This is a genomic window from Pseudomonas sp. HN2, assembly GCF_020736465.1.
Lineage (GTDB): Bacteria > Pseudomonadota > Gammaproteobacteria > Pseudomonadales > Pseudomonadaceae > Aquipseudomonas > Aquipseudomonas moraviensis_A.
In genome coordinates this window covers 294,839-314,074 of record NZ_CP085885.1, presented here as the reverse complement: position 1 = coordinate 314,074, position 19,236 = coordinate 294,839, and the positions used below count along the sequence as shown (strand labels likewise).

General features: G+C 60.3%; 18 protein-coding genes. 12 read left to right on the top strand and 6 right to left on the bottom strand.

Translation table 11 applies throughout. The features are described 5' to 3' along the window. Nucleotides 1-162: 162 nt before the first annotated feature. From LIS66_RS01370 to LIS66_RS01350, 5 genes are all read left to right on the top strand, one after another. Nucleotides 163-687, top strand: a complete 525-nt coding sequence (locus LIS66_RS01370) for a DUF3916 domain-containing protein (protein ID WP_227973454.1) — start codon at nt 163-165, stop codon at nt 685-687. 83 nt (nt 688-770) lie between these two features. Further along, complete coding sequence (gene rfbC, locus LIS66_RS01365) at nt 771-1,316, top strand: dTDP-4-dehydrorhamnose 3,5-epimerase (RefSeq protein WP_042608602.1); 546 nt, start codon at nt 771-773, stop codon at nt 1,314-1,316. A 186-nt stretch (nt 1,317-1,502) separates the two neighbouring features. Continuing rightward, nucleotides 1,503-3,311 carry a sensor histidine kinase gene (locus LIS66_RS01360; RefSeq protein ID WP_042608601.1) on the top strand — a complete coding sequence of 603 codons (1,809 nt, stop codon included), beginning with the start codon at nt 1,503-1,505 and terminating at the stop codon, nt 3,309-3,311. Then, nucleotides 3,308-4,690 (top strand): sigma-54-dependent transcriptional regulator, encoded by a 1,383-nt coding sequence (locus tag LIS66_RS01355; RefSeq protein WP_042608600.1) that lies wholly within the window; start codon nt 3,308-3,310, stop codon nt 4,688-4,690. Before LIS66_RS01360 ends, LIS66_RS01355 begins: the two co-directional genes overlap by 4 nt. Continuing rightward, nucleotides 4,687-5,142, top strand: coding sequence for a YiiD C-terminal domain-containing protein (locus LIS66_RS01350; protein WP_227973453.1), 456 nt, complete (start codon nt 4,687-4,689; stop codon nt 5,140-5,142). The genes LIS66_RS01355 and LIS66_RS01350 overlap by 4 nt, the downstream gene beginning before the upstream one ends. Nucleotides 5,143-5,346: 204 nt before the next feature. On the opposite strand, the gene cysQ is transcribed toward LIS66_RS01350, so the two are convergent. Further along, nucleotides 5,347-6,174, bottom strand: coding sequence for a 3'(2'),5'-bisphosphate nucleotidase CysQ (gene cysQ, locus LIS66_RS01345; protein WP_227974484.1), 828 nt, complete (start codon nt 6,172-6,174; stop codon nt 5,347-5,349). 7 nt (nt 6,175-6,181) lie between these two features. After that, nucleotides 6,182-6,751, bottom strand: coding sequence for an ADP compounds hydrolase NudE (gene nudE, locus LIS66_RS01340; protein ID WP_042608597.1), 570 nt, complete (start codon nt 6,749-6,751; stop codon nt 6,182-6,184). Nucleotides 6,752-6,839: 88 nt separating this feature from the next. Between nudE and yrfG the strand changes: the two genes are divergently transcribed. Further along, entirely contained in the window at nt 6,840-7,511 is a 672-nt protein-coding gene (yrfG, locus tag LIS66_RS01335) for a GMP/IMP nucleotidase (protein WP_227973452.1), read from the top strand. An 88-nt stretch (nt 7,512-7,599) separates the two neighbouring features. Here the strand turns inward: yrfG and lysM are convergent, their stop codons facing one another. Next, entirely contained in the window at nt 7,600-8,040 is a 441-nt protein-coding gene (gene lysM, locus LIS66_RS01330) for a peptidoglycan-binding protein LysM (RefSeq protein ID WP_227974483.1), read from the bottom strand. A gap of 137 nt (nt 8,041-8,177) precedes the next feature. On the opposite strand from lysM, the gene LIS66_RS01325 reads away from it, so the two are divergent. The 4 genes from LIS66_RS01325 (at nt 8,178) to LIS66_RS01310 (ending at nt 13,177) form a co-directional block, all read left to right on the top strand. Next, a complete protein-coding gene (locus tag LIS66_RS01325) occupies nt 8,178-9,065 on the top strand; it encodes a LysR family transcriptional regulator (protein ID WP_042608594.1) in 888 nt (295 codons plus the stop codon). A gap of 92 nt (nt 9,066-9,157) precedes the next feature. Beyond that, complete coding sequence (gene fdhD / locus LIS66_RS01320; protein WP_227973451.1) at nt 9,158-9,997, top strand: formate dehydrogenase accessory sulfurtransferase FdhD; 840 nt, start codon at nt 9,158-9,160, stop codon at nt 9,995-9,997. Next, the gene (locus LIS66_RS01315; protein ID WP_042608592.1) at nt 9,994-12,342 is read left to right on the top strand and encodes an FdhF/YdeP family oxidoreductase; all 2,349 of its coding nucleotides are present in this window, start codon (nt 9,994-9,996) and stop codon (nt 12,340-12,342) included. Before fdhD ends, LIS66_RS01315 begins: the two co-directional genes overlap by 4 nt. A gap of 349 nt (nt 12,343-12,691) precedes the next feature. Next, the gene (locus tag LIS66_RS01310) at nt 12,692-13,177 is read left to right on the top strand and encodes a glycine zipper domain-containing protein (protein WP_039756448.1); all 486 of its coding nucleotides are present in this window, start codon (nt 12,692-12,694) and stop codon (nt 13,175-13,177) included. A 55-nt stretch (nt 13,178-13,232) separates the two neighbouring features. Here the strand turns inward: LIS66_RS01310 and LIS66_RS01305 are convergent, their stop codons facing one another. The 3 genes from LIS66_RS01305 to LIS66_RS01295 all read right to left on the bottom strand — a co-directional run bounded on the left by LIS66_RS01305 (nt 13,233) and on the right by LIS66_RS01295 (nt 17,095). Beyond that, nucleotides 13,233-13,664, bottom strand: coding sequence for an acyl-CoA thioesterase (locus LIS66_RS01305; protein WP_064363392.1), 432 nt, complete (start codon nt 13,662-13,664; stop codon nt 13,233-13,235). A gap of 145 nt (nt 13,665-13,809) precedes the next feature. Next, nucleotides 13,810-15,036 (bottom strand): 3-hydroxyacyl-CoA dehydrogenase, encoded by a 1,227-nt coding sequence (locus LIS66_RS01300; protein WP_227973450.1) that lies wholly within the window; start codon nt 15,034-15,036, stop codon nt 13,810-13,812. A gap of 124 nt (nt 15,037-15,160) precedes the next feature. After that, nucleotides 15,161-17,095, bottom strand: coding sequence for a RecQ family ATP-dependent DNA helicase (locus tag LIS66_RS01295; protein ID WP_227973449.1), 1,935 nt, complete (start codon nt 17,093-17,095; stop codon nt 15,161-15,163). Between the two features lie 298 nt (nt 17,096-17,393). On the opposite strand from LIS66_RS01295, the gene LIS66_RS01290 reads away from it, so the two are divergent. Then, a complete protein-coding gene (locus LIS66_RS01290; RefSeq protein WP_227973448.1) occupies nt 17,394-18,536 on the top strand; it encodes a hypothetical protein in 1,143 nt (380 codons plus the stop codon). A gap of 345 nt (nt 18,537-18,881) precedes the next feature. Further along, entirely contained in the window at nt 18,882-19,181 is a 300-nt protein-coding gene (locus tag LIS66_RS01285; RefSeq protein WP_064363396.1) for a hypothetical protein, read from the top strand. Nucleotides 19,182-19,236 lie beyond the last annotated feature (55 nt).

Here is a 19,236-nt window from a genome sequence, read left to right as displayed (position 1 = left end):
CGATACGCAACCCTTTATAACGAAGACCGACCAGAAGAAGGCCGCCCTGCCGTCGCGAAAGCCTTCCAGTCAAATTTTCCTACATGACTTTCAGATTGTGTTTCCGCGCAGCTCTGTGCAACCTGCGCCCTGAATTTCACAGCACGGATGCAAGACCAAGTCATGTCCCATCGTCGCCTCGCCCTTTCGAATAAAAAAGTCCGCAACATTCCGCGCCGCTTACGAGCTCTGGCGGCCTGGGCCGCTGATTTCGAGGGATACTTTCCAGCGGATCTCACGCTCGAGGACAAGTACTGGAACTGGAAAATTCCAATCCACATGTCGATGGTCGAAGGAAAACAGGCGACACCCGACCTGAAAAGGCAATGCGCCCAGCACCTGATCGACGCGGCGCAGCATCTACGCCTGGCCCGACCGGAGCATGCGCTTGACTGCAGGGTGGTCGCAGCCATTTGTGTTCCCGGTATGTTTTCCAGCGAAATCTGTATCTATGCGGATCTGGAATATCACCGCGGTCATATACCTGCCTCCGACAGCGAATATGTGGAAACCGGCAGAAGCCTGTCTCTGGAATGGGGGCTGGTTTTGCCACAGGGCATGGGAGAGCGAGGCTTGCGCTACGAGGTTGAAGGCTGGGATGGCCAGTATTACCAGGAGGAACGCTGGTATTTTGGCGAGGTGGATTGACGCCTCCACGCAGTCGGCACTCGCGCCTCGCAGCGCTTTGCGCAAGAATGTCGCCCGTTCGCCTTGAATCTATGGAAATACTCATGAATGTAATCACCACCGACCTGCCCGGTGTTCTGATCATCGAACCGAAGGTGTTTGGTGACGAGCGCGGTTTTTTCTACGAGAGTTTCAACGCCAAGGCGTTTCTGGAAGCAACCGGCCTCGATGTTCAGTTTGTGCAGGACAACCATTCGCGGTCACAAAAAGGCGTACTGCGTGGCCTGCATTACCAACTGCAGCAAACCCAGGGCAAACTGGTTCGGGTGACCGCCGGTGAAGTGCTCGATGTTGCCGTGGACATCCGCCGCAGCTCGCCCGATTTCGGCAAATGGGTGGCCGTGCGTCTGTCTGCCGACAACCACCGGCAGATGTGGATACCGGAGGGTTTTGCCCATGGCTTTGTGGTGCTGAGCGATTACGCCGAATTTCTTTACAAGACCACTGATTACTACTCACCCTCAGCCGAACGCGCGATCCGCTGGGATGACCCGGATCTGGGCATCGACTGGCAACTGGACGCAGCGCCGAAACTGTCGACCAAGGATCAGGCGGCCGCACTTTTCAAGGACGCTGACGTCTTCGCCTGAGGCCAGGTCTGGACGAAAACTCGCCGAGCGGTGATCAGGCCAGGCAAAAAACAGGCGAGGAAGCGGAGTCCAGGCCCCCTAAATGAGCATTCCGAGCCTGTTTTTAACGCAGCATGATCGACGCGCAGGCAGTTTTCGTACAGAGCAGAGGCATAATGCGCCTGTCTCTACAGGCGTATCCGGCTCATGAAACCAACACTCCCCCGCAGACCCCGCTGGCGCAGCCTCGCGCTGTTGGCCCTGTGCCTGGCGCCGCTGCTGTGGCCGCTGGAACACCTTGCCGAACGCTATTACCGCAGCGAACTCGCCGGGCAGAATCGCCAGACCCTCGACCTCTACGTCGCCAACCTGCTCGGCACCCTGCATCGCTATGAAGTGCTGCCGCAGATTCTCGGCGACCTGCCGGCCCTGCGCGCGGTACTCGGTGCGCCGGACGACGGCGTGACCCAAGGCAATGCCAATCGTTTGCTGAAAAACATCGCCGCGCAGACCGGCGCCGAAGTCATGTACCTGATGGACACGTCCGGCCAGACACTGGCGGCGTCGAACTGGGACAAACGTGACAGCTTCGTCGGCCGCAACTTCGCCTTTCGCCCGTATTTCAGCGAAGCCATGGCCGGACGCCTCGGACGCTTCTTCGGCCTCGGCACCACCTCGGCCAAACGCGGTTATTTCTTCGCCGCTGCCGTGCGCAACGGCGAGAAAATCATCGGCGTGCTGGTGATCAAGGTCGACCTCGACCACACCGAAAGCCTGTGGGGCAAAACCCCTGAGCAATTGCTGGTGACCGACCACAACGGCGTGGTCATTCTTACCTCGCGTCCGGAGTGGCGTTTCCGATCAACCCGGGAACTGAGTGATTCCGAGCGCGCCGCGATCACCGCGATCCAGCCCTACCCGACCCGCGAACCCAGACCGCTGAACCTCAGCCCTGACGCGTGGCTGACGCAGACCCACGACATTGCCGAAACCGGCTGGAGCGTGAGCATTCTCGCCCCGCGCACATTGATCGATCGCCCGGTGCGCACCGTAGTCGCGATCGGCGGCGCCACGCTGTTGGTGGTCATGCTGCTGGTGGGTTTGATGATGCAGCGGCGTCGGCATTATCTGGAGCGCATCGCTTTCGAAGCCAAGGCCCGCCGCGAGCTGGAAGGCCGGGTCGCCGAACGGACCAGCGATCTGGAAGGCCTCAACCGACGCCTGAAGCAGGAAGTGCTCGAGCGTGAGCACGCGCAGCAGGAGCTGGTGCGCGCCCAGGACGATCTGGTTCAGGCCGGCAAGCTGTCGGCGCTGGGCACCATGTCGGCGAGCATCAGCCACGAACTCAATCAGCCACTGGCGGCGATTCGCAGTTATGCAGAGAACGCCGAGGTGCTGCTCGACCATCAACGCACCGACGACGCGCGCGGCAACCTCAAACTGATCAGCGAACTGACCGGGCGTATGGCCTCGATCATCGCCCACCTGCGCGCCTTCGCCCGCCGCGATCGCCACGCACCGGAAAGTGTCGCGCTGCAACCGGCGCTGGACGATGCGCTGGCATTGCTGGCCAAACGTCGGCGCAGTATGGAAGTCGAGCTGATCCGCGACCTGCCTGCCGCCACGCTGTGGGTCGAGGCCGGCGAAACCCGATTGCGCCAAGTGCTCGGCAATCTGCTGGCCAACGCGCTTGATGCGCTGACCGAAAAAGGCCCGCCGCGCAAATTGTGGCTGAGCGCCGAAGCCACCGCCGAAGGCGTCAATCTGTACATTCGCGACAACGGCCCCGGGTTCTGCATGGAAGCCCTTGGCCGCGCCAGCGAGCCCTTCTACACCACCAAGACCCGCACGCAAGGCCTGGGTCTGGGGCTGGCCATTTGCGAAACGCTGATGCGCGCCTTCGGTGGTGAGCTGTCGTTCGCCAACCACAAGCAAGGCGGCGCCCTGATCACCCTGCGCCTGCGCGCCGGTGCGCCCGGAGTCAGCCTGCAACCGTCCGAGGATCGAAGTGCATGACCATCGACAATCGCATCCAGGTAGTGTTGATCGACGACGATCCGCACCTGCGCCAGGCCCTCGGCCAGACCCTGGACCTGGCCGGTCTGAAAATCCTGCCACTGTCCGAAGCCAAAGGCCTGGCCGCACAGCTTGAGCGTGACTGGCCGGGTGTGGTGGTCAGCGACATTCGCATGCCGGGTATGGACGGCCTCGAACTGCTCAATGAATTGCATGCACAGGATCCCGAATTGCCGGTGCTGCTGATCACCGGCCATGGCGACGTACCGCTGGCGGTGCAGGCGATGCGCGCCGGCGCTTACGACTTTCTGGAAAAACCCTTTGCCAGCGATGCCCTGCTCGACAGCGTGCGTCGCGCCCTCTCGTTACGGCGTCTGGTGCTGGACAACCGCAGCCTGCGTCTGGCCTTGAGCGACCGCAACGAACTGAGCGCGCGGCTGGTGGGGCACTCGACGCCAATGTTGCGCCTGCGTGAGCAGATCGGTGCGCTGGCGGCGACCAAGGCCGATGTGCTGATCCTCGGCGAGACCGGTGCCGGCAAAGAGGTGGTCGCCCGCGCGCTGCACGATTTGTCGAGCCGGCGCAACGGTCCGTTCGTGGCGATCAACGCCGGCGCACTCGCCGAATCGGTGGTGGAAAGCGAGTTGTTCGGCCACGAGCCCGGCGCCTTCACCGGCGCGCAGAAGCGCCGCATCGGCAAATTCGAATTCGCCAACGGCGGCACGCTGTTCCTCGACGAAATCGAGAGTATGAGCATGGACGTGCAAGTGAAATTGCTGCGCATGCTGCAAGAGCGGGTCGTCGAACGCCTGGGCGGCAATCAGTTGATCCCGCTGGACATCCGGGTCATCGCCGCGACCAAGGAAGACCTGCGCCAGGCGGCGGACCAAGGCCGCTTCCGCGCCGACTTGTATTACCGCCTCAACGTCGCACCGCTGCGTATCCCGCCCCTGCGCGAACGTGGTGAAGACGCATTGGTGCTGTTCCAGCATTACGCCGACGAAGCCAGCGCTCGCCACGGTTTGCCGCCCCACGAACTGCAACCGGCGCAACGCGCATTGCTGCTGCGCCACACCTGGCCGGGCAACGTACGCGAATTGCAAAATGCCGCCGAGCGTTTTGCGCTGGGCCTGGAGCTGGCATTGGATAGCAGCGCTGACGGCAGCGGCGCCGCGCCTGTGGAAGTGGTCAACGGCGGCCTCAGCGAGCAAGTGGAAAACTTCGAGAAGTCGTTGATCGCCGCCGAACTGGCGCGCTCGCACAGTTCGGTACGCAGCCTCGCCGAAGCCTTGGGCATTCCGCGCAAGACTCTGCACGACAAGTTGCGCAAACACGGCCTGAATTTCGGCGACAGCAGCCACGGGGAAGAGAGCGAATGAGCAGCGCAAGCGAATACCTGGAAACGGTGCTGCATCACGACATTCCGCTGACCGTCGAGATGGGGCTCAAGGTGCTTGAGTGGCGAGAGCAGCAATTGAGCCTGCACCTGCCCCTCGCGCCCAACGTCAATCACAAGAGCACCCTGTTTGGCGGCAGCCTCTACTGCGGCGCGGTGCTGGCCGGTTGGGGCTGGTTGCATTTGCGTTTGAAAGAAGAAGGGATAACCGACGGGCACATCGTCATACAGGAAGGGCAGATCAGTTATCCGCTACCGGTGACCGGGGACGCCGTGGCCATTTGTCCGCCGCCAGATGCAGCGGTGTGGAAGCGGTTTGTGGCGATGTATCGCCGCTATGGGCGAGCGCGGTTGACGCTGGATACGCAGATTTTGAATGCGGGAAGTGAGGACGAGGCGGTGAGGTTTACCGGGCAGTACGTGTTGCACAGCTGAAGATCAAAAGCCCCCCCTCACCCTAGCCCTCTCCCGAGGGAGAGGGAACCGATACGGGGATGCTGCAGATTGAAGGCGACCTGAAACTGCTTCGCCGAATCCACAATCGACTCGATTCTTCAGGTCCATGCATAACGCCAGACCCCTCACCCCAGCCCTCTCCTGGGGGGAGGGCTGGGGTGAGGGGGAATTCCGGATCGGCAGTTAACCTCGAGCCAACTCCAACAATCTCTCGCGCCACGCAGCCTTCGCCGGCAGCGCCAGAAAGAACTCGTTCAACAGCGATTCCCGCGGCGGATAACTGAACGCCTCGCCGCGCAGATCCAGCACCTCGCCACCCGCCCCTTCCAGCACCCCCTGAGCTGCCGCCGTGTCCCACTGCGAAGTGGGCGCCAGGCGTGGATAGCAATCGGCCGCACCTTCGGCCAACAGGCAAAATTTCAACGAACTGCCGATATTGGTCAGTTGCAGCTCACCGAGACTCGCGCTCAACCCGGCCAGCAGACGCTCTTGCTCAGGACTTGAATGACGGCGGCTGGCGACCACAGTAAACGCCTCGCCCGGCGCAGGCACGTCGCGCACCTGAATCGGCACCGGCGTTGCGCCCTTGTCGCCACGCCAGGCACCCAGTTCGGCGCCGCCGACGTAAAAACGACCGTTGGTCGGCATCGTCACCACGCCAAACACCACCCGGCCGTTTTCGATCAGTGCGATGTTGACGGTGAACTCCTCGCTGCCGCTGATGAACTCCTTGGTGCCGTCCAGCGGATCCACCAGCCACCAGCGCTGCCAGCCGGCGCGCACATTCTGCGGGATATCGGCGTCCTCTTCGGACAGCACTGGAATGCTCGGATCAAGCGCCGTCAGGCCGGCAACGATCAGGTGATGTGCTGCCATGTCAGCAGCCGTCACCGGCGAATCATCGGACTTGGCCGTGACTTCAACACCGGCACGCCAGAACGGCAGAATCGCCTCGCCGGCCTGTAACGCCAGCTCGACCACCGGTGCCATTAACGGATGGGGAAAATTCATTAAGATCTCACTCATAGCTGAACACCCCGCGCTGGGTCAGCAGGTCACGGGTCAAATACAGCGCCGCCAACGCGCGGCCTTCGGTAAATTGCGGATTGAGCGCCAGCGCCGACAGTTCGCGCAGATTGACCTTATCGACGCGCATCGGCTCAGGCTCATCGCCTTCCAGCCGTTCCTCGTAAAGATCAGTGGCGAGGACGACTTGAATCTTTTGACTCATGTAACCGGGCGACAGCGACAGCTCGGTCAGATGCTCCAGTTGGCGCGCGCCATAACCGGCCTCTTCCTTGAGCTCCCGCTCGGCCGCCGCCAGCACATCTTCGCCCGGCTCGATCAGGCCTTTGGGCAGAGACAGTTCGTACTCCTCGGTCCCGCCGCAATACTCTTCGATCAGCACCGCATGTTCGGCGTCGAGCATCGCGACGATCATTACCGCGCCATACCCCGCGCCTTTGCCGACCAGACGCTCGTAGGTGCGCTCCACGCCATTGGAAAATCGCAGCTTGAGTTCTTCGACGCGAAACAGGCGACTGGTGGCGACGATCTCGCGGGCAAGTACGGTGGGTTTCTGGCGCATGCAAAGCTCCTTGGCGTGAACGCGCTACTATAACGCGGCTTTCCCGATTGTTTGCGTCGGATATCCTTTCACCGTTCGAGACGTTGCCATGCCCTCTTTACCGTGGTCCGACATCGATACCGTTCTGCTCGACATGGACGGTACGCTGCTGGATCTGCACTTCGACAACCATTTCTGGCTCGAGCACCTGCCCCAGCGCTACGCCGAACTGCACGGCATCAGCCGGGCGATGGCCGAGCTGGAATTGCAGCCGTTGTTCGAACGCCACGCCGGCCAGTTGCAGTGGTACTGCCTGGATTTCTGGAGCGCGGAGCTGAAACTGTCGGTGCGGGAACTGAAACAGGAAACCGCGCACTTGATTGCCCTGCGCGCGGATGCCGACACCTTTCTCGCCGCGATCAAGCGTGCCGGCAAACGGGTGATCATGATCACCAATGCGCACCGCGATTCGCTGTCGTTGAAACTGGAACGGATCGAACTGGCGCGCTACTTCGAGCGGCTGATCAGCTCGCATGACTATGGTTTTCCCAAAGAGAACCCACAGTTCTGGGACGCCTTGCAGGCGGACATCGGTTTTGATCCGGCGCGCAGCCTGTTTATCGACGACACCTTGCCGATCCTGCGCAGTGCACGGGATTTTGGCGTGGCGCATTTGCTCGCAGTGAAAGAACCCGACAGCCGCAAAGGGCCGAAGGACACGGCGGAGTTCGCCGCAGTCGGGGATTATCGCGATCTGATTACCGGACTAGGATCCCTGTAGGAGCTGCCGAAGGCTGGGATCTTTTGATTCTGGTTTTAAAAATCAAAGTCAAAAGATCGCAGCCTTCGGCAGCTCCTACATGACTGCGTTATTTTGGAATGCGCAGTTTTTGTCCCGGATAGATCTTGTTCACATCCTTGAGCATCGGTTTGTTGGCATCGAAGATTTTCTGGTACTGGTTGGCATTGCCATAGACGCGCAGTGAGATCGCACTAAGCGTGTCACCTGCCTTGACCTCGACAAGCTCGGCGGCCGCCACAACCGGGCCGGTCACGGTGATCTGATCATCGACGCTGCCTACGCCCGCAATGTTGCCTAGCGCAAGCAGAACCTTTTCCTTTTCTTCCTGGCTCGCCACTTCACCGGTCACCGTCACCTTGTCGCCATCCACGGTCGCCTGCACGTTGGGATTGCCCAACCCGACCTTGCTGATATGTTCCTTCAATTGCTCACTCACATTGGCATTGCCTGGGGTCAACAGATCAATCAGCTTCTCACCGGCCTCTTTCACAAAGCTCAACAGACTCATAGCGCACACTCCTTGATTTGGGTTCCAGTCGTCCAAGCCTAGACCACCCCGGCCAAACCCGGTTCCAGTCCGACCAATGACGCTGCCGCGCCGCAGGCGGTAGAATCGCCACACCCCGCCAACCGCCCGGAGCGAAGATGGACATCAAGCAGCTGAAATTCCTCATCGCCCTCGACGAAACCCGCCATTTCGGCCAGGCCGCCGCGCGCTGCCACATCACCCAGCCGACCCTGTCGATGCGTTTGCGCAGCCTTGAAGAAGAACTTGATCTGCCACTGGTCAACCGCGGCCAGCGCTTCGAAGGCTTCACCGCGCCGGGCGAGCGTGTGCTGGCCTGGGCGCGTACGGTACTGGCGGCCTACGACGGCTTGCAGGCGGAAGCGGCGGCCTGTCGCGGCAACCTGATCGGTACGCTGCGCCTGGGTGTGGTGCCACTGTCGAGTTTCGATCCGTTACCGTTGATGCAGCGTCTGCACGCAGCGCACCCGGAACTGCGCTTCGAGCTGTCCTCGCTAAGCTCCGAGCAGGTGCTCGAACACTTGGCGAACAACCGCATCGACATCGGCGTTTCCTATCTGGAGCGTCTGGACAGTGAGCGCTTCGATTCGCTGGCCTTCAACGAGACCCGCATGGGCCTGCTCTACGACGAGCGCTCGTTCAGCTTCGGCGAAGCGCCCCTGAGCTGGGAATCGCTGATCGAGCTGCCGCTGTGCATGCTCACCAGCGGCATGCATTTTCGCCAGTCCATCGACCACAACTTCCACAGTCGGGGCCTGACGCCGCAGCCGCTGCTGCAAACCGACGCCGTGCATCAATTGCTGCAAGCGGTACACGGCGGCTTTTGCTGCGCGATCATGCCGCTCGACGGCGGCGCGGAAACCCTCGCCGATCATCTGCGTCTGCAACCCATCGAGAATGCCCACACCCTCGCTCCGCTGGGCCTGATCATGCGCCGTGGTGCGCCGCGTTCAGCGCTGGCTGAGGCGTGTTTCGCGCTGTATCAAAAATCGCCAAAAGAAGCTTGATCGACGGCATCTATCGGTAGATCGGTAATAGCGATTAGACGCGACAACTTGCCGCGCCTAGTCTTGACCTAGATCAAACCGTCGGTGATGCCATGAACGCCAAGCGTCCTCCCTGCGCGGCGCCAGCAATCGAAACGCCCGCGCCTGCCGCCAGCCAGACCTACAGCTACAGCGATTTATCCTTCGAGGCATCGGCCAGCACCGCGCTGGCCGAGGAAGTTGCGTTGGCGATCGCCTACAACGGCATCAGTCAGGCAGTGATGCTGGTCACCCCGACTGACCTCGAAGATTTCATCGTCGGTTTCAGCCTCGGCAGCGGCATCATCGAAGACGCCAGCGATATCTATGATCTGCAACTGACGGGTGCAGGCTCGGCGCAATACGCGCAGGTGACCATCGCCAACCGGGCGTTCTGGAATCTCAAGCAGCAGCGTCGGCAGTTGGCCGGCACCAGTGGTTGCGGACTCTGCGGCGTCGAAGCGGTGGAACAGGCGTTGCCCGATCTTAAAGTGTTGCCGGGCGCAGCGTTGCCACCGATCGAGTGGCTAGATGGCCTGCGCCAGCGCATCGGCGCGTTCCAGCCGCTGGGCCAGCACTGCGGCGCGGTACATGCGGCGGTGTTCATGAATGCCAGCGGTGAATTGCTGCTCGGCCGCGAAGACATCGGCCGGCACAACGCGCTGGACAAGCTGATCGGCGGTTTGATTCGCCAGAAAATTTCCACCGAGGGTGGGCTGGCGATTGTCACCAGCCGTTGCAGCCTCGAACTGATCCAGAAAGTCTTGCGTGCCGGCATCCAGACCCTGGTCAGCCTGTCGGCACCCACCGGCCTGGCCGTGCAATGGGCCCGGCGCCACAACCTCAATCTCATCCACCTGCCGCAGAAAAGTGCGCCGCGGGTGTACAGCCCCGCGATGGAGAATCAAGCGTGAGCCAACATCATCAAGCCGACCAGAAACCTGTTCCGCGCTACAAGCCTTACAAAGGCGCCGCCGGCGGCTGGGGCGCCCTGATCAGTGTGGCCCAGGCGTGGTTGACCAGCGACAACGCCTTGAAAAACCTGCGCATGATGCTCAAGACCAACCAGAACGGCGGCTTTGACTGCCCGGGTTGTGCCTGGGGTGATTCGCCGGAAAGCGGCATGGTCAAGTTCTGCGAGAACGGCGCCAAAGCGGTGAACTGGGAAGCGACCAAGCGTCGCGTCGATGCGAAGTTCTTCGCCAAGCACAGCGTCACTTCTCTGCTGGAGCAGAGCGATTACTGGCTGGAATATCAGGGTCGTCTGACCGAGCCGATGGTTTACGACGCCGAGTCCGATCGCTACAAGCCGATCAGTTGGGAAGATGCCTTCGCCCTTATCGGCAAGCACCTGCGCAATCTGCCGAGCCCGGATCAGGCCGAGTTCTACACCTCGGGCCGCGCCAGCAACGAAGCGGCGTATCTGTATCAGTTGTTCGTACGGGCTTACGGCACCAACAATTTCCCTGACTGCTCGAACATGTGCCACGAGGCCAGCGGCGTGGCGTTGGCGCAGAGCGTCGGTGTCGGCAAAGGCACGGTGACCTTCGATGACTTCGAACACGCCGACGCGATTTTCGTCTGGGGCCAGAACCCCGGCACCAACCATCCGCGCATGCTCGAACCGTTGCGTGAAGCGGTGAAACGCGGCGCCCAGGTGGTGTGCATCAACCCGCTGAAGGAGCGGGGCCTGGAGCGTTTCCAGCATCCACAGCACCCGATCGAAATGCTCACCAACGGCGACAAGCCGACCAACACCGCCTACTTCCGCCCGGCACTCGGCGGCGACATGGCCGTGCTGCGCGGCATGGCCAAGTTCCTTCTGCAATGGGAGCGCGATGCGCAGAAGGCTGGCGAGCCGGCGGTGTTCGACCATGATTTCCTCAATGCCCACAGCGCCAACGTGCTGGAGTATCTCGCCACTGTCGACGACACCTCGTGGGAGCAGATCGTCGAGCAGTCCGGCCTGACGCTGGTCGAGATCGAGCAAGCCGCGCGCATGTACGCCAAAGGCAAGAACGTGATCATGTGCTGGGCCATGGGCATCACCCAGCACCGCCATTCGGTGCCGACCATTCAGGAGATCGCCAACCTGATGTTGTTGCGCGGCAACATCGGCAAGCCGGGCGCCGGTCTGTGCCCGGTACGCGGTCACAGCAACGTGCAGGGCGACCGCACCATGGGCATCAACGAGCGTCCGCCGGTGGCGTTCCTCGATTCGCTGGAACGTCGCTTCCAGTTCAAGGTGCCGCGTCATAACGGCCACAACGTGGTCGAGGCAATTCATGCGATGGCCGAAGGTCGCGCCAAGGTGTTCATTGGGTTGGGCGGCAACTTTGCCCAGGCCACCCCGGACAGCTCGCGCACCTTCGAAGCACTGCGCAACTGCGACCTGACCGTGCAGATCAGCACCAAACTCAACCGCAGCCACCTCGCTCACGGCAAGGATGCGCTGATCCTGCCGTGCCTGGGCCGTACCGATATCGACATCCAGACCGAAGGCGCGCAAGCAGTGACCGTGGAGGACTCGTTCAGCATGGTCCACGCTTCCAACGGCCAATTGCAGCCGCTGTCGAACCAGATGCGCTCGGAGCCGTCGATCATCGCCGGCATCGCCGCCGCCACTCTGGGCAGCCAACCGGTCGACTGGAACTGGCTGGTGGCCGATTACGGGCGCATCCGCGAACTGATCGCCGACACCATCCCGAACTTCAAAGACTTCAACGAGAAGATCAAGAACCCGGGCGGCTTCTATCTGGGCAATTCCGCTGGTGCACGCAAGTGGAACACGCCGTCAGGCCGGGCCAACTTCCGCGCCAACCAGTTGCCGAAAGATCTGGTCCACGAGCGCACTCGTGCCACCGGCCAGGTGCCGGATCTGATTTTGCAATCGATGCGCTCTCACGATCAGTACAACACGACGATTTATGGACTTGATGACCGTTATCGCGGCGTGAAGGGCCAACGTGACGTGCTGTTCGCCAACGAGGCCGACATCATTCGTCTGGGCTTCCGTCCGGGGCAGAAGGCTGACATCGTGTCGATCTGGGACGACGGGCGCGAGCGCCGGGTGAAAGGGTTTACATTGTTGGCGTTCGACATTCCTGCCGGGCAGGCGGCGGCGTACTATCCGGAAGTCAATCCGCTGGTGCCGCTTGAAAGCACTGGCGATGGCAGCCATACGCCGACCTCGAAGTTCATTGCGATCCGGCTGGAAGCGGCGAGTGAGACTGGGTTGATCATGGCCAAGTCTGCTTGATGCGGTGACTGGACGATTGCTATCGCGAGCAGGCTCACTCCTACAATTGACCGTGTCCTGTCTGTAGAAACGCGGTCACTGCAGGATTGAGCCTGCTCGCGATGGCGGTAGCCGATTCACCGAATGTCTCGCCACTCAACATTTTTCGACCGCCCACAAAAAAGGCCGTTTTTGTATAAAAACGGCCTGTCCGAAGTAGCTAAAGACCGGCGAAAATCGGTTAAGTTCCGGTGAAAAAACAGTAACTTGCAATATTGTATACATGTCGTGTTATTCGTCGGATTTTGATTGTCACGCCCAATGCAGAGCCTCAGGATCGGCGCCGTCATCCCTTTGAGGCTCATCCTCTATGAAGTTCTCCTCGATTCTCTTGTTGTCCCTTGGCCTGGTCAGTGGCTTCGCTTCTGCCGGAGGCACCACCGAAGCAGGTGTGGGCGGCGCATTGGGCGGGGTTCTTGGCTCGGTCGTCGGTCAATCGTTAGGCGGCAATACAGGTTCCACCATCGGCGCAGCCCTGGGCGGCGCGGGTGGTAGTGCGGTCGGCGCAGACAAGCGCAGCCGTGGCGAAGCGGCCATCGGCGGTGCACTGGGTGCAGCCGGCGGTAACGTGGTTGGCCGCAGTCTTGGCGGCACCACCGGCAGCCTGATCGGCTCTGCCGCAGGTGGCGGCGCGGGCGGCGCGCTGGGTAACTACATGGGCAACAAGAGCGACGACGATGATCGTCGTTACGACCGTCGCCATGATGACCGTCGCTACTACCGCGACCGTGGTCACCCGGGTCGCGGCCACGCTTACGGCCACCGCAAGCATCACAAGTACTATCGCCACCATTGAGGCGAAAGCTTGAACGAAAATCGCAGCCCCTTGGGCTGCGATTTTTTTTGCGCGCTCAGATGACCAACCGTTCCAGCGCCCCGCGCAGACCTGCAGGAATCGGCACCGGCTGATTGCTCGCCCGATCGACAAACACATGCACAAACCGCCCCGCCGCACACGCCTCGCTTTCGCCAACCTTGAACACCGCCAGCTCGTACTGCACCGAACTGTTGCCCAGCTTGCCGACCCGCAGTCCGATCTCGATCAGATCGGGGAAAGCGATCGAGGCAAAGTAATCGCACGCCGAACTGACCACGAATCCCACCACTTCGCCGTCATGAATATCCAGGCCACCGACCTGAATCAGATAAGTGTTCACCGCCGTGTCGAAGAAGCTGTAGTAGGTAACGTTGTTGACGTGACCGTAGGCGTCGTTGTCGTGCCAGCGTGTGGTGATGGGCTGGAAATGAGGGTAGTCGGAGCGTTGTGGTGTCGGGCTGGACATTGACCAAGGATTCCTTCGGATTTTTCGGCGAGTCTAATTCAAACCGTGGCAGCACCTTCGCGAGCAGGCTCGCTCCAATATTGAAAGGCGCGAACCTGTGGGAGCGAGCCTGCTCGCGAAGGCGATGTATCAATCGCAGCATTGTTCAGCGATCGGCAAACCCCCTCCCCTGCGCCGCCAGCTCGCCAATCAGCCGCGCCGGCTTCCACTGATCGCCCTGGCGCGTCTCCAGCGCCAGCAGGCGCTGATGGATATCCGCCAGCCCCTGTTGATCCGCCCAGGCCATCGGCCCACCCTTCTCCGCTGGAAAACCATAGCCATTCAAGTACACCAGATCGATGTCATGGGCCGAGCCGGCAATGCCCTCCTGCAGGATCTTCGCGCCTTCATTGACCAGCGCCAGCAAACAGCGCTCAAGGATTTCTTCAGGACCGATGTCGCGACGCTGGAAACCCAATTCCTCACTGACCCGCAGCACCAGTGCATCGACCTCGGGATCATGCTCGGCCTGCCTACTGCCCGGCTCGTAGTGGTAATAACCATTACCGGACTTCTGCCCGAACCGGCCCATTTCGCACAGGCGGTTATCGATCTGGACCTCCGGCGCATCCTGGCCCTTGCCAGCGAGCTCCCGAGCACGCCACTCCAGATCGATACCGACCACGTCGTACATGCGAAACGGCCCCATGGCGAAGCCGAAACCTTGCAGCGCGGAGTCCACCTGCTGTGGATAAGCGCCTTCGAGAAGCATCTTGCGCGCTTCGAGTACATACGGATGCAGCATGCGATTGCCGATAAAACCGTGGCAGTTGCCCGACACCACGCTGACCTTGCCCATACGCTTGCCGAGGGCCAAGGCGGCTTCGAGTGCCGCCGGCGACGTTTGCGCGCCGCGTACGATTTCCAGCAGTTTCATGATGTGCGCCGGGCTGAAGAAGTGCAGGCCCAGCACCTGTGCCGGGCGCCGGGTCGCAGCGGCAATGGCGTCGATGTCCAGCGCCGAGGTGTTGCTCGCCAGCAGAGCCTCAGGCTTGAGCAGGCCATCCAGCTCACGAAAGATCTTCTGCTTGAGCTCGAGGTTTTCGTACACCGCTTCGATCACCAGGTCGACATTGCGGATCGTCGCGTAATCCGCCGCCGCAGAGACGCGAGCGATACGGGTACCCGCCTCGGCCTGATCGATGCGGCCCTGACGCACGTTGTGTGCATAAGTTTCGGCGACCGCCATCAGCGCCTGCTCAAGCATCTGTGGATTGCTATCCACCCACTGCACGCTCACGCCGGCATTGGCCAGGCACATGACAATGCCACGGCCCATGGTGCCTGCGCCGATCACCGCAGCCTGCTGGATTTCAAAGGATGTCTGGCTCATGTTGTTCTCTTGTGAGTGGCCCGAAGACAGATTCCAACCTTAGTCAGGCCACGACGCTTTTTGAAGTCTATTAGCGTGATGATCGACATTCAGCGGATGGATGCAGCGCCCACAGATCCTCTGCCTAATCGAGCAAGTGATTGTCTGCCCACTCCCGGACTTCAGCGTAGGGATACTCCTCCAGCACTGCGAATCCTGGAATCGCGCGCGCCTTGAGCCTGGTGAACAAAGGCACGCTGATACCGCAGAGGAATCGCGTCAGGCGTTCGGCCGACGGAATGCGCCCAGTATGCTGCTCATGCCTGTGGATAAAATCACCACACAATTCTGCGAAGTTTTTATCCACAAGCGGCGGCAACGCTGGCGGCTCGGGCAACCGGGCGACATGGCCGTGACACACCGAACAATGGCCACAACGCTCGGGGGCATTGTGATCACCGAAATATTCGGCCAGGCGATAACCCAGGCAGCGTTCGGTGGCGAACACCTCGAGCATGGCGTGAATCCGCGCCACCTCAGTCTGTTCGTGGCGGGTGAAATACTCGTGCAGCTCAGCGCTCAGGGCATCGCTGGCAAAATCACTGTGCAGCAGGCTGTAAACCTCGGTCATCTGCTTGCTCTCAAGCTCGACCCAGCCTCTTTCCTGGAAGTAATCCAGCGCTGTCACCACGCGATTGCGCTCGGCGGAATACTGCGAGTACATCGCCTCGAAATCTACCGTGGCCCAAGTGCGTGCTCGCGCGGACGTTCTGATGATCGCCGCAACGAAATCCCTGCGCTCGCCTTCAAAACGCTCGAGCAGTGCCTCCGGCTCGAGCAAATATTTGAGGCGATACTCGGCGTAATAGGCGTAACGCGGAGCAATCAGACCGCGCAGTTCCAGCTGCACCAGCAACGTCTTCAATGGCAACGAGCGAATATTGCTCTGATCCGCCAATGGCCCGAGCAGAAACTCCCACTGCCCCTCAGGCACCGAAGCTTTCAGTTCATCGAGTACATAACGAATGCCATCGCGCTCGGGTGTGTCGCCGTAAACGAAGTTCTCCAGCACATTGAGGCTGTCGCGATTGGCCAGCACCAGGCAGTCAGAGGGCTGACCGTCACGGCCGGCACGACCGATTTCCTGGCTGTAGTTTTCGATGGATTTGGGCAGATCGAAATGCACGACGTTGCGAATGTCGCTCTTGTCGATGCCCATGCCGAAGGCAATGGTGGCGACGATGCAATTGGACTGCCCGGCCATGAAGCGGCGTTGAATGTCCTCACGCTGATCGTGGGGCAAACCTGCGTGGTAAGCCTCGGCCTGGATACCGTTGCGCTCGAGATGCTCGGCAATGTGCTCGGCGGTCTTCTGCAACGTGACGTAGACAATGCTCGGTTGCCCGGGGCGCTCGGCCATCCATTCCACCAGCCGCCGGCGCTTGTCGTGGCCGCGCACAGGCTCAACGAGCAGGTTGAGGTTGGGTCGGTAAAAACCAGTGGTCACCACATCTGCCGGGGCAATGGCGAACTTGGTCTGCATGTCGGCGATGACTTTCGGTGTGGCCGTAGCGGTAAGCAGCAGGGCCTGGGGGATGTTGAACTGGCGCTGGTAGTCCGGCAGTTTCAGGTAGTCGGGACGAAAGTTGTGGCCCCACTCGGAAATGCAGTGTGCTTCATCGACCACCAGCAACGAGATCGGCACCTGTTGCAGAAAATTGCGGAAGCGCTCGTTTTTCAGGCGCTCGACGGAAATCATCAGAATTTTCAGCTCGCCCGAACGCGCACGGGCCATGACGTCGTTGGCATCCTCGCGGCTCTGCGCCGAATCGATACTGCCTGCCGAGATGCCGTGGCGCTTGAGAAAAGCCAGTTGATCCTGCATCAACGCCAGCAGCGGCGAGACCACCAATGTCAGATGCGGCAGCAGCAGGGCCGGCAGTTGGTAGCACAGCGATTTGCCGGAGCCGGTGGGAAAGATCGCCGCCGCCGAGCGCCCCGCCAGCACCGCGCTGATGGCGGCCTCCTGACCGGGTCGAAACTGTGGATAACCAAAAACCTGTTCCAGGGTGTTGTGCATTCGCTGTCACTCCTTTGACTGCTGCCATGCCCAAAGCCTAGCGGGCGATCGCAGCGAGTCGAGAAAAGGTTGGGGGCAAATCGATACGGAATGATACAGGGTATCAAGCGTACACGAGGGATCGTCAGGTAGATAAAGTATCCGGACAACTAACGATTCCGCTCAATAAAACTTTCATTACAGAAAAAACAAAAAACAGATTTATTCAAATCTACAAGAATCGAAACAACCAAGGACTTTATCAAGCGATCCCACTCAAACTAATTTACTTGCTCTTAAAACAAACGAGAGCAACAACATGACAACGTTAACCATTTTTTTCTGCGGTACCGGTTCCAACAAGTTTGATGACAAACATAAAAGCTTCTGGGATGGCGAAATCGTTTCTACGCTTGCTGCACACCATAGCGGACGCGAATTTGCCGATTGGATCGTGGTCGACGGCCCTGGCAGCGGCAATCTGCAAGCCGATGACCTGTTCACCAAGACCTCCGAATACGGCCTGTCTGGAACCCTGTTCGGTAAAGGCTGGGACGAAAACGTGCAACATGCCATAAATGTCATCAAAGGCAAATGCGACTGGCAGCGTAAACAACTTACCGAGGCAGAATATAACCGTCTGAAAGCCGCAGGCATTCCTATTGAAGATGTGAAAGTGGAAGGCTCCTGGTTGTGGCGCCAATACAACTATGGCGAGCGGAGTATCACGCAGCAGAAATTACAGGAACAGATCATCAAGACTTTCCGCAAGGACAGCATCATTCCCACCCGAGTCAATATGGTCGGCTGGAGCCGTGGGGGGATCAGTTGCCACATGTTGGCCAATGCCATGTTCAAGGACGCTGCCCTCAAACATATTCCGGTGAATATATTTGCGATTGATCCAGTTCCGGGTATCGGCAACTTTCAGGAAAACCGGGTGAAACTTCAGTCCAACGTCAAGGAATACATCGCGTTCTATGCCCGCGACGAGCGCTCGAAAGGCTTCAGTTGCGTGATTCCACAAACAGCCACGGGTACCAGGACCTCGATCTACCCAATGGCCGGTCGCCACGCCACCCTCGCTGGCAACGCTACAGCCCTTGGCGGCGACCCCACCAGCGGCAGCGACCTCAACGCCCTGATCGAACCCGGCCGCATCGTTCGCCATTTCGCCGAAACCTGCCTCAAACGCTGGGGCGTCCCACTGAGCAAAACCCTCAACCTGAGCAATGCCGACCTGCTCCGATTCACCGGCGCCATCGTCAGCGACGAACCTCGCTACAAGAAGATGCACAGCCAGTCCTACACCTATTTCACCGAGCTGGACAAAGGCGAGCGCTATGTCTCGCTGGGCAGCAAAGGCGTGCCGTTCTCGGCAGTCAAAGGCACGATCTACCGGCCGGCAACCGGACTGACCACGAGCCTGCTGGATATTTCCGGTTACCAGCATCTGCGTTGAAAAACGTTGAAGAATCGATAGCAACGTCCGGCAAAGAGTTCGTCCCGTTCCTACTTCACGTGATGCCTTGTCGGCTATCGCGAGCTGGTGGTGCGAACCTATAGTCGTGGGTGTCGCTGTGTGTTCAGCGACTCGGGCTTGGTCACCCGATTGGTTCGTGTATACGCATGCACTGTATGCTGCGGGCACTCATTTGCCTGCAGTTTATGGTGACTGTGTTTGGGACACCCTCGGGTGTGCCGGGTATGTGCACGATCCTCACCGGTTGACCAACCCGAACACAGTCGCCTCCTGTCGCTTGGTCACGATGTGGCGGCTTCATTTGCAGCATCCGAGGGTCGAAAAATGAAAGCACGCAGTCAATACACCACCGATCGCTACCGCCCACTCGAATCAAACCTCACCGACAGCAAACCGCTGATCATCGACACACAAGCCAACCCGCAGGACATCCTCGAGTGCGCCGTCCAGCGCCTGCGCGCCTCAAGCGACCTTCTGCAAACCCTGTACTGCCTGAGCTTCAAACAAGCCGACGTCGAAGACATCCCCCACATCACCCACGCCTTGTACCTGCTGACTCAGGACGGCTGCGACCTGCTGCAAGTCGCACAGACACAAATGCTCAACTGGAAAGCGCCGGCCTAAGCCGAGCAGCCTTATCACCGCCGATCCCTGTCGGCGATCAACCACCAATCATCCT